Source organism: Mycobacterium sp. IS-1556 (assembly GCF_001499985.1).
Lineage (GTDB): Bacteria > Actinomycetota > Actinomycetes > Mycobacteriales > Mycobacteriaceae > Mycobacterium.
This window is the reverse complement of sequence record NZ_LQIM01000042.1, coordinates 169,843-182,914: the sequence shown is the minus strand read 5'-3', so window position 1 is coordinate 182,914 and position 13,072 is coordinate 169,843. Positions and strand designations below refer to the sequence as shown.

Annotated in this window: 12 protein-coding genes; 6 read left to right on the top strand and 6 right to left on the bottom strand. The window is 67.3% G+C overall.

Annotated elements, in window-relative coordinates; genetic code table 11:
• The first annotated feature begins 13 nt into the window (after positions 1-13).
• From AU187_RS24700 to AU187_RS24685, 4 genes are read left to right on the top strand one after another with little or no spacing between them, the layout of a single operon-like run.
• Positions 14-2,383 (top strand): xanthine dehydrogenase family protein molybdopterin-binding subunit, encoded by a 2,370-nt coding sequence (locus tag AU187_RS24700; RefSeq protein WP_059101549.1) that lies wholly within the window; start codon positions 14-16, stop codon positions 2,381-2,383.
• A gap of 22 nt (positions 2,384-2,405) precedes the next feature.
• Entirely contained in the window at positions 2,406-3,092 is a 687-nt protein-coding gene (locus tag AU187_RS24695; RefSeq protein ID WP_059101550.1) for an SRPBCC family protein, read from the top strand.
• The gene (locus AU187_RS24690) at positions 3,089-3,964 is read left to right on the top strand and encodes an FAD binding domain-containing protein (RefSeq protein ID WP_059101551.1); all 876 of its coding nucleotides are present in this window, start codon (positions 3,089-3,091) and stop codon (positions 3,962-3,964) included. Before AU187_RS24695 ends, AU187_RS24690 begins: the two co-directional genes overlap by 4 nt.
• Positions 3,957-4,427, top strand: a complete 471-nt coding sequence (locus AU187_RS24685; protein ID WP_059101552.1) for a (2Fe-2S)-binding protein — start codon at positions 3,957-3,959, stop codon at positions 4,425-4,427. The genes AU187_RS24690 and AU187_RS24685 overlap by 8 nt, the downstream gene beginning before the upstream one ends.
• Before the next feature lie 340 nt (positions 4,428-4,767).
• Here the strand turns inward: AU187_RS24685 and ctaD are convergent, their stop codons facing one another.
• The 6 genes from ctaD to AU187_RS24655 form a co-directional block, all read right to left on the bottom strand.
• On the bottom strand, positions 4,768-6,453 hold the full coding sequence (gene ctaD / locus AU187_RS24680) for an aa3-type cytochrome oxidase subunit I (protein ID WP_502687795.1): 1,686 nt from the start codon (positions 6,451-6,453) through the stop codon (positions 4,768-4,770).
• A 134-nt stretch (positions 6,454-6,587) separates the two neighbouring features.
• Positions 6,588-7,064, bottom strand: a complete 477-nt coding sequence (locus AU187_RS24675; protein WP_059101554.1) for a GreA/GreB family elongation factor — start codon at positions 7,062-7,064, stop codon at positions 6,588-6,590.
• 132 nt (positions 7,065-7,196) lie between these two features.
• Positions 7,197-8,462, bottom strand: coding sequence for an NAD(P)/FAD-dependent oxidoreductase (locus tag AU187_RS24670; protein ID WP_059101827.1), 1,266 nt, complete (start codon positions 8,460-8,462; stop codon positions 7,197-7,199).
• Positions 8,463-8,615: 153 nt separating this feature from the next.
• Entirely contained in the window at positions 8,616-10,142 is a 1,527-nt protein-coding gene (locus tag AU187_RS24665; protein WP_059101555.1) for a PucR family transcriptional regulator, read from the bottom strand.
• A 44-nt stretch (positions 10,143-10,186) separates the two neighbouring features.
• Positions 10,187-11,041 carry an SDR family oxidoreductase gene (locus tag AU187_RS24660; RefSeq protein WP_502687793.1) on the bottom strand — a complete coding sequence of 285 codons (855 nt, stop codon included), beginning with the start codon at positions 11,039-11,041 and terminating at the stop codon, positions 10,187-10,189.
• Positions 11,042-11,156: 115 nt separating this feature from the next.
• The gene (locus AU187_RS24655) at positions 11,157-12,089 is read right to left on the bottom strand and encodes an enoyl-CoA hydratase (RefSeq protein ID WP_059101557.1); all 933 of its coding nucleotides are present in this window, start codon (positions 12,087-12,089) and stop codon (positions 11,157-11,159) included.
• A gap of 159 nt (positions 12,090-12,248) precedes the next feature.
• Here AU187_RS24655 and AU187_RS24650 point away from each other — a divergent pair, with 159 nt between their 5' ends.
• Both AU187_RS24650 and AU187_RS24645 read left to right on the top strand, forming a co-directional pair.
• On the top strand, positions 12,249-12,602 hold the full coding sequence (locus tag AU187_RS24650) for a hypothetical protein (protein ID WP_059101558.1): 354 nt from the start codon (positions 12,249-12,251) through the stop codon (positions 12,600-12,602).
• 100 nt (positions 12,603-12,702) lie between these two features.
• The gene (locus tag AU187_RS24645; RefSeq protein ID WP_059101828.1) at positions 12,703-13,059 is read left to right on the top strand and encodes a hypothetical protein; all 357 of its coding nucleotides are present in this window, start codon (positions 12,703-12,705) and stop codon (positions 13,057-13,059) included.
• Positions 13,060-13,072: the final 13 nt, after the last annotated feature.

The following is a 13,072-nucleotide window of genomic DNA, read 5'->3' as shown; positions in this document are numbered from 1 at the left end:
GAAGGGTGAGCCGGTGACTTCTGCTTCAGCGGATAAAGTCGCGACCCGCTACGCGGGGGCCCGCGTGCCACGCATCGAGGACAACCGGCTGCTCACTGGTCGCGGAACTTTCGTCGACGACGTCGTACGACCGGGCATGCTGCACGCCTGCTTCGTGCGCAGCCCGTTCGCCAGGGCAACCATCAAGGGCATCGACGCGTCGGCCGCGCTCGCCATGCCGGGCGTACACGCGGTATTCACCGCCGAGGATCTCAACCCCGACGTCAAAGAGGCGTGGCACGCCGTCGCGGGTAAAGACCTCGCGGACACGCCGCGGCCACCGCTGGCCGAGGGCGAGGTGAAGTTCGTCGGGGACCCGCTCGCCCTGGTCGTGGCCGACAACCGCTACCTCGCCGAGGATGCCGCCGACGCGGTGGAAGTCGACTACGAACCGCTGCCCGCGATCGCCGATTTCACCCGGGCAGTCGGTGGTGCGGAGGCCGGCGTTCCGGTGGTGCACGAGGCCTATCCCGACAATGTCGCGGGCGGCATGGCCGGCGCGCCGCCCGACGAGGAGACCTTCTCCACGTCACCCCATGTTGTCCAAGCGAACGTCTATCAGCAGATTTACGCGCCGGTGCCGATCGAGTGCCGCGGCATGGTCGTCGAATGGACGCCCGCGACCGAGGAACTGACCATGTGGGCCTCGACGCAGACGCCCCATGAGTTACGGGCGTTCTGCGCCCGCCTGCTCGGCATCCCGGCGCACAACGTCCGGGTCATCATGCGCGACACCGGCGGCGGGTTCGGCCAGAAGGTCGTGCCGATGCGCGAGGACATGTGCATCATGCTGGCGGCGCGCAAAGTGCCTTCTGTGACGTCGAACGCGCAATCGGGCGCAGCCTTGAAGTGGATCGAGGACCGCCGCGAGAACCTGATGTCGGCCGGGCAGGCCCGCCACGTCGACGGCACCGCACGCGCGGCTTTCGATGACGAGGGCAACATCCTCGCGGTCGACATCGACTTCACCTACGACATCGGCGCCTATCCGACGCCGTATCCGGTGCTGACCACCGCTGCGGTCGGCATGTTCTTCCCTGGCCCGTACCGGGTGCCCAAGGCCAGCTTCAATTACAAGACGGTCTTCTCCAATACCGCCGGACTGGCCGCCTACCGCGGGCCGTGGCAGTACGAAACACTCGCGCGCGAAGTGCTTTTCGACATCGCAGCGCGAAAAATGGACATGGATCCGGTCAAGTTGCGCCGGCGCAACATCCTGCGCGGTGACGAGATGCCGTACTTCAACCCCAACGGCATGCCCTACGACCACGTCGCGCCCGCCGACACCTTCGAACAGGCCGTCAAGATCCTCGACCACGAAGGTTTCCGCAAGGAGCAGGCCGACGCACTGGCCGAGGGCCGCTACCTCGGACTGGGATTCTCGGCCTACATCGAACCGACCGGCGCCGCAACGGGTCACCTCGCCACCGAAGGCGCGACGATCCGGATGGAGCCGACCGGCAAGATCAACGTCTATGTCAACGGCGGTTCGACCGGCAACAGCCTCGAGACCACGGTCGTGCAGTTGACCGCCGACGCGCTGGGCGCCGACATCGAGGACGTCTCGACGATCCAGGGCGACACCGCGGTCACCCCGTACGGCGCGGGCACACAGGGCAGCCGCAGCGGACCGATGACCGCGGGCGCCGTCGCCGAGGCCGCCGCGATGCTGCGCAAGCAGATCCTCGCGATGGCGGCGCCGCGCCTGGAGGCCGAGGAGTCCGAGCTGGAACTGGCCGACTCACGGGTTCGGGTACGCGAGAACGCCGACAAGAGTGTCAGTTTCGCCGATCTGGCCTACCGCGCGTACTACGAGCCGCAACAGCTGCCGCCCGGTGTATCGGCGTCTTTGGAGGCGACCGCGCGGTTCACCTCGCAAGCGCCGATCCACTGGGCGAACGCCACCCACGCGTGCACGTGTGAGGTCGACATCGAGACCGGCCGCGTCACGCTGACCCGATACATCGTCAGCGAGGACGTCGGGCCGATGATCAATCCCAACGTCGTCGAGGGTCAGATCGCCGGCGGCACCGTACAGGGCATCGGCGGAGCGCTGCTGGAGGACATGGCTTACGACGACGACGGCAACCCGCTGTCGAGTACGTTCGTCGACTACCTGTTGCCGACGGCCACCGAGGTGCCCGCGATCGAGTACGGACATGTGGAGATCCCGGGACCGGGCGTCGGCGGATACAAGGGTGTCGGCGAGGGCGGCGCGATCGGTTCGACTCCTGCCGTGATCAATGCCATCAACGACGCCCTGGCACCCCTCGGCGTCACGCTGACCCGTCTGCCGGCCAGCCCCGCCGCGATCGTCGAGGCGATCGAACAAGCCAAGAAGTGATTGATCGAAGAATGGATCAAAGATGGAGTTGAACAACGAGTTCCGCGTCGCGGTGCCCGCCGCCAAGACGTGGGAGGTGCTGACCGACGTCGAGCGGGTCGCGCCGTGTCTGCCCGGTGCCACACTGCTGTCCGTGGACGGCGACGACTTCACCGGTGCGGTGAAGGTCAAGGTCGGCCCGATCACGGTGTCCTACAAGGGCGTTGCCTCGTTTCAGGAGAAGGACGCCGCCGCGCAGCGCGTCGTGCTCAAGGCCGAGGGCAAGGAGACGCGCGGTAACGGCAACGCCGCGGCGACCGTCACAGCGCAGTTGAAGGACGAGGGCGACGCGACCAGGGTGGTCATCAACACGGATCTGACGATCTCGGGCAAGGCCGCGCAGTTCGGTCGCGGCGTGCTCGCCGACGTGGCTTCCAACCTGATCGGCCAGTTCGCCAAGTCGCTGGAGGCCAGCGTGGTCGGTGACAAGGTGACCGCGGCACCGACGACGGAGGCGGCCGCGGCCGCTGCGCAACCTGAAGCCGGTGAGTCGATAGACATGCTGAAAGTCGTTGCGGTACCACTGGCCAAGCGTGCGGCCCCGGTGGCGGCGGGTCTCGCAGCGGGATTGGCGGTCGGCCTCCTGCTGGGCCGTCGTCGCAGGAAGGCGCCCGCCGCGGCGGTGGCCGAGGATCTGCAGGCCGCGCTGGCGCGACTGCTGTCGTCATGAAAGCCGCCCCGTTCGCCTACCACCGCCCCGAGTCGGTCAAGGAAGCGGTGGACATGCTCGCGGAATTCGGCGACGACGCGAAACTTCTTGCCGGCGGGCAGAGCCTGGTCCCGATGCTTGCGATGCGACTGACGTTTTTCGAGAACCTCATCGACATCTCGCGAATCGACGAGCTTCGCAGCATCGACCTGGTCGACGGCGCAGTACGCGTCGCTGCCGGCACCCCGCATTCCTTCGTCGGGATGGATGACGAAGTGGCGGAGTCGGTTCCGCTGCTGACCCTCGCGACGCCGCACATCGGTCACTTCCAGATCCGCACCAGGGGGACACTCGGCGGCGCCATCGCCCACGCCGACCCGGCGGCGGAGTATGCGGCCGTCGCGTTGGCGCTCGACGCGCGGATGGACGTCCTCTCCTCGACGGGATCCCGACAGATCGCCGCGAAGGACTTCTTCACCGGGCTGTGGGAGACCTCGTTGCGACCCGACGAGATGCTGACCGCGGTGGACTTCCCGATCTGGAGCGGACGCACGGGCTTCGCGGTGGAGGAATTCGCGCGCCGGCACGGCGACTTCGCAATTGCCGGCGCGGCGGTTGCGGTCGAGCTGGACGACGACGACCGGATAACCCGTTGTGGCATTGGGCTTTTGGGTTTGGGCTCGACACCGCTGCGGGCCAGTGCCGCCGAAGAGGCCGTCGTCGGTCGCCCGGTCGGCGACATCGACGCCGGGGAGTTCGGCAGGCTCGCGGTGAGCGGACTCGACGACATTCCGTCCGACCTGCAGGGGTCTGCAAGCTACCGAGCCAAAGTCGGGGCGACGATGGTCGCCCGTGCCTGGGCTTCAGCCATTACGGAGGCAATCGATGCATGACATGCCGGTCGAAGTGACGGTCAATGGGCGCACGTTCAGCGCGACCGTCGAGCCGCGGCTCACGCTCGCCGACTTCCTGCGCGAGAAGTGCGGCCTGACCGGCACACATCTCGGTTGTGAGCACGGTGCATGCGGGGCCTGCACGGTGCTGCTCAACGGTGACGCGGTGCGTGCGTGCCTGATGTTCGCCGTGCAGGCCGACGGCATGGAGGTCACCACGGTCGAAGGTATCGGCGACCCCGACGGTGAACTGTCGCCGGTGCAGGCCGCGTTGCGGGACTGCCACGGCCTGCAGTGCGGCTTCTGCACGCCGGGCTTCGTCACCTCGATCACCGCGCTGCTACGCGACAACCCCAAGCCGACCGACGAGGAGATCCGCGAAGGGTTGTCGGGCAACTTCTGCCGGTGCACCGGTTACCAGGGGATCGTCAACGCCGTCCATCGTGCGGCCGAGATGACCTAGCACTCGGAAGTGCTCCACCCTCGGTCTCCCACCGTGAAATCGCCTGATGGGTGAGCAGGTGATCATCGTTGTGCCGTAGACCACTTTCACGTAGTCGTGTCAACAGCGCGGTGCCACCGGCAGTTTCGGTGGATGTGGTCATGTCTGCTGCCCTCGTTCGGTCATGTCGCTTGGAGTCCCCAAGCCCGCTCCGTTGAGGGTTTGGGGAACACCTTCCATGGTGCCCGCCTCGGAGGGAACTGGCGTTGCACCATTACGACAACCGCCGAGTCACTTGTTGTCCGCGCGCAACAACGCCCGCGAAGCAGCGATTTGAGCTGCGCGACCCGCCAATGTCTAGCTAGCGGTCGGGTTCGGTGCGCGGGCCGAAGCCCGTCGGCGACTCGCCGGCGGTGGCGTGCCTGCCGATGTGGGACTCGGCGCGCATCCGATCGACCATGTGCGGGTAGTGCAGCTCGAAAGCGGGGCGCTCCGAACGGATCCGGGGCAGCTCGGTGAAGTTGTGCCGCGGCGGCGGACACGAGGTCGCCCACTCCAGCGAGTTGCCGTAACCCCACGGATCGTCGACGGTGACCGGCTCGCCGTACCGCCAGCTCTTGAACACATTCCACGTGAAGGGAAGCACCGAAACGCCGAGGATGAACGCGCCGATCGACGACACGACGTTGAGCGTGGTGAACCCGTCGGTGGGCAGGTAGTCCGCGTAGCGCCGCGGCATACCGTCGTTGCCGAGCCAGTGCTGCACCAGGAACGTGGTGTGGAAACCGATCAACGTCAACCAGAAATGCAGCTTGCCCAGTCGCTCGTCGAGCAGCCGGCCGGTCATCTTCGGGAACCAGAAGTAGATGCCCGCGTAGGTGGCGAACACGATGGTGCCGAACAGCACGTAGTGGAAATGTGCCACGACGAAATAGCTGTCGGTGACGTGGAAGTCCAGCGGCGGGCTGGCCAGCATGACGCCGGTGAGCCCACCGAGCAGGAACGTCACCAGGAATCCGATCGAGAACAGCATCGGTGTCTCGAACGTCAACTGGCCCTTCCACATCGTGCCGATCCAGTTGAAGAACTTGATGCCGGTCGGCACCGCGATCAGATAGGTGGTGAACGCGAAGAAGGGCAGCAGCACCGCGCCGGTGGCGAACATGTGGTGGGCCCACACCACCACCGAGAGCGCGGCGATGCCCAAGGTGGCGTACACCAGCGTGGTGTAGCCGAAGATCGGCTTGCGGCTGAAGACCGGGAAGATCTCGGTGACGATGCCGAAGAACGGCAACGCGACGATGTACACCTCGGGGTGGCCGAAGAACCAGAACAGGTGCTGATACAAGAGCGGCCCGCCGTTGGCCGGGTCGTAGATGTGCGCGCCGAGATGGCGGTCGGCGGCCAGGCCGAACAGCGCCGCGGTCAGAATCGGGAAGGCCATCAGCACCAGAATCGACGTCACCAGGATGTTCCAGGTGAAGATCGGCATCCGGAACATCGTCATGCCGGGTGCGCGCATGCACACCACGGTGGTGATCATGTTGACCCCGCCGAGGATGGTGCCCAGACCGGCGACGGCCAGGCCCAAAATCCACAGGTCCCCGCCGGCGCCGGGTGAGTGGATGGCGTTGCTCAGCGGTGCGTACGCCGTCCAGCCGAAGTCCGCCGCGCCGCCCGGGGTGATGAAGCCGGCGATCGCGATGAGCCCGCCGAACAGGAACAACCAGAACGAGAACGCGTTGAGTCGCGGGAACGCCACGTCGGGCGCGCCGATCTGCAGCGGCAGCACCAGGTTGGCGAACCCGAACACGATCGGCGTCGCGTAGAACAGCAGCATCACCGTGCCGTGCATGGTGAACAGCTGGTTGTACTGCTCGTTGGAGAGGAATTGCAGCCCCGGTACACCCAGCTCGACCCGGATGAACAGCGCCATCAGCCCGCCGATGAAGAAGAAGACGAAGCAGGTGACGACGTACATGATGCCGATCAGCTTGTGATCGGTGGTGGTGACGAGCTTGTAAACCAAGTTGCCCCGCGGGCCCATTCGGGCCGGGAAGGGTCTGCGGACTTCCAGTTGCGGAACCGGGGTGACTTCGGCAGTCACAAGACCCTCCTTCGGCGCGGGGCGTAGGGGTCGTCGTCAATCCATCCTAGTTAGCCGCAGAGCGAGCCGAAAGATTATTCGCGAAGCACCATCTCGCCGCCGTGCAGGCCGTATGGCACCGCGGTGAGCATCGTGACGGACAGATCCGCCCCGCTGGGGAGTTTGAACGTGCGTTGTTCACCCGGGCGGGCGCCGAGGATGGCCGCGCCCAGCGGCGACTGCGCGGAGTAGACCTCCATGTCACCGTGCTCGGCGCTGCGCACACCGAGGAGAAACGTCTCGACCTCGGCCGTGTCGTCGTAGCGAACGGTCACCACCATGCCCGGTTCGGCGATGCCGTCGTCCGGTGGATCCTCGCCGACCACAGCGTTGATGAGCATCTCGTGGATCTGCTGGATGCGCGCCTGGCGGGCGCGTTTGACGGCGGTCGCGTTCTCGTCCGCGTCTTCGTCACCGACTGCGTTTGCGACGAGCTCACGGAGCGTGGCGAGTTCCTCCTGCAGCCGCGTATGGGCGTCCGGTGATATCCAAACACGTTGTGCGATGGTCATTTCTGGTCCTTTCTCGGAAAAGGGGTTGCCGTCAGGGGCGGCCACGGGCGCAGACAGCGCCGCCGCTGACGACTCGCAGCGCCCATGGCGGGCGAGCATGCGACGGGTTTCGTTCGGTCGCCTGGCGCCGGTCTAGGCGACCGCGCGTCGTAACGGATCGAGGGGCCGCAGTGCTTCGGGCTGCTTGCCGGTGGTGATCTGTTCGGCCAGGAGTCGGCCTGTCACCGGGCCGTGCGCGAGCCCCCACATGCCGTGCCCGCCTGCGACGTAGACATTGCGCGACATCTCGCCGACCAGGGGCCGGCCGTCCGGGGTGATCGGGCGCGGACCGACCCAGATGTCGCTGCGCTCGGCCCACCGGACGCCTTGCAGCAGCGGGCTCGCGGACGCGACGATCGCACCCACCCGCTCGGCGGTCACCGGTTCGTGTGGGTCGCGGAACTCCATCGTGCCCGCCACGCGAAGCGCACCGTGGTAGGGCGTGCACGCGACTCGTACATCGGGCAGGTAGATGGGCCCGGGGATCGGACGGTCCACCGGCACGGTGAAGGAGTAGCCGCGACCGGACTCCACCGGGACGCGCAACCGGTGGCCCGTCAGCCGTGACATCCACGCACCGGTGGCGATCACCGCGGTGTCCGCGGTCAGATGCTTGCCGTGGTAGGGCTGCACCACCACTTGATTGCCGGAACTGAACACGCCGCGCACGTCCCGCGTCAGGATGCTCGCCCCGCGCTCCTCGACCGTCCGGCCCAGGGCCTGCACAAACCGTCCAGGATCGACGAACCGCTGACCGTTGATGTTGATACCGGCGGTGATCGCCGGCGATGCCAGCGGCACCTGTTCGCGCAACGCCTCACCGGACAACCCGGTGACGAACAGCTTCTGGCCGGCCCGCTCGAGGGCGCGGAGTTCGCGCATCATGTTCTCGGCGTCCTCGGTGTTGCGGAACACCGCTGTGATCGGGGCGTCGGTCACCGGCGCTTCGACACCGTTGGCGACGAGAACGTCGAACGCTTCGATGCATTCTTCGTTCAGCGGCACACTGGCCTCCACCGCCTGGCGCCACGCCGACGGGCGGCAGTTGGCGGCGAACTGCATCAGGAACAGCCACAACGCACCGTCGATGCTCAGCGGGATGTGCAGCGGGGCGCTGCGGTCACGCAACGAGCGCAACCCGTAGCGCAGCACCTTCGGCGAGTTCAACGGCAGGGTCAGCGCGGGAGCGACCCAGCCGGCGTTGCCCCAGGAGGCGCCGGCGGCCACCCCGCTGCGGTCGACGACGGTGACTTCGACACCGCGCTCCTGCAGGAACCATGCCGTCGACAACCCGACGATGCCGGCGCCGACCACGATCGCAGACCGCGGCCCACCGTCCATCCGCTCGCCGCTGACCATCTCGATACCCTCCGTCGCCGAAACACCGCGTTGTCCACCCATGGTGCCGCCGGTCGCGTCACCGTGAATTGCCGCGCCAGGACAATCCGCGGCGCTGCCGTTGTGGTGATCCGACAACGGCCAGACCTGGCCGGACGAAGCGGCGAAGCCGTTTCAATCGGTGTCGATGGCCGCGAGTTCGATCATGATGGCCAGCCGCTTGCGGGCGTCGTCCAGCGGGAGTTCGGTGATCTCACCCATCTTGCGCAGCCGGTACCGCACGGTGTTCTCGTGCACGCCCAGGCGGACGCCCGCCTGAACGGGGTCGCCCAGCGCCTCCAACCATGCCCTCAGCGTCGAGACGTACTCCGTGGCGTGGTCGTGATCGTGACGGCGAAGTTCGGCGACCGGTCCACGGTCCGGGGTACGACCGGACCGAGCCGCGGTGCGGAGACGCTGCAGCAGGATCTCGTCCCACGACTCGTCGTAGGCGGGGGGCACCGCGTTCGACGGCCTGATCTCGTGCAGCGCCAGGCACTCGTCAGCCTCCTCACGCGCGGCTGGCAGGTCGGTGGTGCCGGCGGCCTTGCTGATGCCGGCCAACACGGTGACCCGGTCGGGCAGGGCCGCCCGCAACCCGGTGACCCATTTGCGAGCGGGGTCAGCCTGCTCGCCCGGCAGCACGGTGTAAATCGTGTTGCCCGCCAGCGCGCTGCGCCCGGGGCGCGACCAACCGAAGCCGGCGGTCGCCCTTTCGAACGCCAGCAGCAGCGCGGCGTCGTGTTCCGTGCCGATGAAGGCCCGCACGGCGATGACCCGCATCGGTCCCTGCGAGAGGCCGAGTCTGCTGGCGGATGCCGCGGCGGCCGCACTTCCATCGAGGAGTCGGAGCACCAACTCGGATTCCACCTGGCGCTCCAGATCTGCACTGGCGCGGGACCGCAGCAAATGCAGAGCCACCGTGCGGGCGCCGTCGGCCAGCGCCGTGCGTTCGGGTTCGGCCAACGGCTCGGAGCACGAAACCCACACCGACCCCATCAACTCCCGCCCGGACCGCACGGCGACCACCATGCGGCCGGACAAGCCGTGTCCGGTGTCGGGTCCGACGAACAGCGGCTCGTCGGAGTTCAGCAGATGGGCGAATATGCCTTGGGCATGGAAGAATTCGCGCAGGGACTCCGGCGCCTGCCTGCTCATGACGGTCGCCACCCGCGCCGCGTCGGCGTTCTCCTGCATCGTCGAGTACGCGAGCACGCGCGACAACGGGTCTTCGATGGTGACTCCGCCGCCCGTCGCTTCGGCCAGGCTGTCGGCGAGCGCGAACAGATCCGTTGGCCCCCGCCCGGATTCGGTTTCGCGTCCCTCGAGCACCAGCCCGTAGACGACGGCGGCGAGCTCGCTCCAGGACACCGTCTGGTCGACGACCATCACCGCGACACCCTCGACCATGCCCGCGAACGTCGTGTCGTCGTCGCCGTCGCGAAGAAGTACCACCACCGCACGCGCCGAAACCGCCCACCGCAACGCCTCGTTGACGGTTCGCGCCCCGATCGCCATCAGCACGTCACCGGTGACCGTGCGGCCGCCGGCCATTTCGTGCATCACCACGCTGCCCAGCTCTCTGGAACGCGGGATCGGGCAGAAGCGTAGGCGCACGCCGTAACTGCCCAGCACGTTGACGAGCCGGTCCAAGGTGACCACGCGCCCGACGTTACCGGGCCGGCTGGACAGCCCGGGAGGATCGGCTAGGTGGAGACGACTCCCCGCAAGCCGTCCGCGCCGAAGAGCGGTTCGAGCATCGACGAGTAGTCCGGGCCGCGGCGCACGAGTTGTCCGCCGTCGACGTTGATGACCTGGCCGGTGATGAAACTGGAGGCATCGCTGAGAAGGAAGAGCGACGCGTTCGCGATGTCGGTGACCTCGCCGGGCCGGGGCAGCGGCGTGCATGCGGCGTAATCACCGCTCAGTTCCGGCGATTCGAGTACGGGCGCGACGAGTTCGGTGCGGATCAGACCGGGCCGGATGCAGTTGACCCGCACCCAGGAGGCACCGAGTTCGTCGGCGGCCAACTGCATCATGTGGTCGATGCCGGCCTTGGACACCCCGTAGGCGCCGAACCAGCGGTGGGTGTTGCTCGCCGCGATCGACGAGATGCCGATGAACGAGCCGCCGCCTCCGCGCACCATCTCCCGCGCCGAATGTTTGAGCACGTACATGGTGCCGTTGATGTTGAGGTCGACGGTGCGGCGCCACAGCTCCGAGTCGATCTGCGTGATCGGACCGATCGTCTCGCTGCCACCGGCGCAGTGCACGACGCCGTACAGCCGACCCTTCCATGCCGTGGTGGCCTCCACGACGCGGGCCACCTCGTCTTCGTTGGTCACGTCGGCCGGTTCGTAGAGCACCGAGCCCGAACCGCCCTCAGCGGAGATCTCGTCGGCCGCGGTGGAGAGCTTGTCGGCGTTGCGCCCGACGAGCATCGCGTTTCCGCCGGCTGCCACCACCGCCGCCGCCACACCCTTGCCGATGCCGCTGCCCCCACCTGTGACCAGTACCGTCCGACCCGCCAACGACAACTCCACCGAAGACCCTTTCGCCATCTGATTTCTTCTAACGACTTCTCATCCGATCACAATGTCGGTATGAGAGCGTCGCGGTGGATATATAGCCGCGACAGCGCCCTCAGCCCGACATTGCGTCAGCAATACCCCGCGGTCACGGTTCGTCACGGCGGGCAGGCTTGGGCGCCCCGAGCGTGCGCCAGTCCGGCACGTTCGGCGGAAGCCCGACGGGATAACGGTTCTCGTTGTGCGCCGCCCAGTGCGCGTGGCCGAGTTCGTGGATGTGGAAAGCGTGGCGCAACGCCTCGGTGAAACCCATCGCGTCGGCCGCGGCGTTCACCGAGTCCTTGATCAGCAGCGCCGCCATCGTCGGGCGCTCGGCGATGCGCCGGGCGAACTCGAGCGTCTTGTCCTCCAGTTGGTCGCGCGGAAAAACCTTCGAAACCATACCGAGCCGGTGCGCCTCGTCGGCATCGATCGAATCACCGGTCAGCAGAAGCTCTTTCGCTTTGCGGGCACCGAATTCCCATGGGTGCGCGTAATACTCCACGCCCGGCATGCCCATCCTGACGCCGACCACGTCGCTGAATTTCGCGTCGTCGGCGGCGACGATCAGGTCGCAGGCCCAGATCAACATCAGGCCGGCCGAGATCGCGTTGCCCTGCACCTGCGCGATGGTGATCTTGCGCAGATCCCGCCAGCGACGGGTGTTCTCGAAGAAGAAGTGCCACTCCTGCAGATATGTGCGCTCGGCGATCGCGGGCACGGTCGCACCGTGCGACTGGAAAGTCGGATGCTGCGCCGGACCGGGCTTGCGTTCCAGCATCGCTTCTTCGGACCCGAGATCGTGGCCGGCCGAGAAGTTCTTGCCACGCGCGGCCAGGATCACCACTCGCACCCGGTCGTCGGCCTCGGCGCGGCCGAACGCCTCGTCCAACTGCACAAGCAGCGTGCGCGACTGGGCGTTCTGCGCCTGCGGGCGGTTGAGCCAGATGCGGGCGATCTGGCCGTCGTCCAGCGTTTCGTACGCCACCTGTTGAGCGGCATCGCCTCCGGCGTCGGCGCTCGTCAGATCAGGGCTCGCCATCGCGGACCACCTCGCTTGCGTTGTTCGGCTTACTGCACATTACGGTGCCGCCCACCCCAGCCCTGCACCCCTTCCGGTTCGAGCCCCGCGGCGGTCGATGGCGACCCACCGACGCGCCAATCGAGCGCGGATACCGAGGCAGGCTCCTAGAATCGCGCAATGGCGAATTCCTCGTTCCCACTTCGACGCCTTGTCCTCGCCGGCGCATTCCTCGCAGCCCTCGCGGCCGCGCCCGCGGTCGGCCTGTCTGTCGCGCCCGGACCGGACGCCGCGCTGGCGCAGGGCTGCCAATCGGGCGAGGAAGCGGACCAGTTCACGACGACGTGTGTGCCGTACCTCGTGCCGACTTCGCCGCCGTTGTTCCAGACCACAGCGGCCAATCCGGACGTTCCGGAGATCGACGGCATCCCCTGCATCGGGCACAATGCCGGGGCCTGCATGGGGTTGGCCGAGGACGAGGCAGCGATGGGCCCCCCGGCGCAACCCCGATCCACCATCAGCTCCAGCCCGTAGCCACCGCTGCCCACGAACTCTGTGAAGCTGTGCAGAAAGCTGCCGGCTTCCATAGACTTCATGCCGACGACACGGTTTGACAACTACAGGAAGCGTGACGATGGCGACCTTGAAGTTCCCCGCACAACGACTGATGCTTGCCGGTGGCTTTGCGGTTGCGATCGCCGCTGCGCCAGTGCTCGCCGCCTTCGTAGCCCCCGTCCCGAACGTGGCGCCCGCGGCGCAGAGCTGCTCCGGTGGCGAAGAGCCCGACCCGTTCACCGGTGTCTGCGTGCCCCACACGGTGCCGAACGCCGGCTCGACGTTCTCCACTCCGGCCGGTAACCCGGACGTGCCGGAGGTGCTGGGCGTACCGTGCATCGGCCACAACCAGGGTGGCTGCATCGGCCTCGCCGAGGAGGCCCAGGCCGAGCAGGTGACTCCGCCGCCGGCGCCGGTCTTCAGCCACAGCCCCTAGTCAGCGGGTTGCC

Bases quoted from the DNA above. Each gene is read 5' to 3' on its own strand.
- AU187_RS24670 (WP_059101827.1), bottom strand. From the start codon at position 8,462: ATGGTCAGCGGCGAGCGGATGGACGGTGGGCCGCGGTCTGCGATCGTG.
- AU187_RS24660 (WP_502687793.1), bottom strand. From the start codon at position 11,041: ATGGCGAAAGGGTCTTCGGTGGAGTTGTCGTTGGCGGGTCGGACGGTA.
- AU187_RS24645 (WP_059101828.1), top strand. From the start codon at position 12,703: ATGGCGACCTTGAAGTTCCCCGCACAACGACTGATGCTTGCCGGTGGC.
- ctaD (WP_502687795.1), bottom strand. From the start codon at position 6,453: ATGGGCCCGCGGGGCAACTTGGTTTACAAGCTCGTCACCACCACCGAT.
- AU187_RS24650 (WP_059101558.1), top strand. From the start codon at position 12,249: ATGGCGAATTCCTCGTTCCCACTTCGACGCCTTGTCCTCGCCGGCGCA.
- AU187_RS24690 (WP_059101551.1), top strand. From the start codon at position 3,089: ATGAAAGCCGCCCCGTTCGCCTACCACCGCCCCGAGTCGGTCAAGGAA.
- AU187_RS24695 (WP_059101550.1), top strand. From the start codon at position 2,406: ATGGAGTTGAACAACGAGTTCCGCGTCGCGGTGCCCGCCGCCAAGACG.
- AU187_RS24685 (WP_059101552.1), top strand. From the start codon at position 3,957: ATGCATGACATGCCGGTCGAAGTGACGGTCAATGGGCGCACGTTCAGC.
- AU187_RS24655 (WP_059101557.1), bottom strand. From the start codon at position 12,089: ATGGCGAGCCCTGATCTGACGAGCGCCGACGCCGGAGGCGATGCCGCT.
- AU187_RS24675 (WP_059101554.1), bottom strand. From the start codon at position 7,064: ATGACCATCGCACAACGTGTTTGGATATCACCGGACGCCCATACGCGG.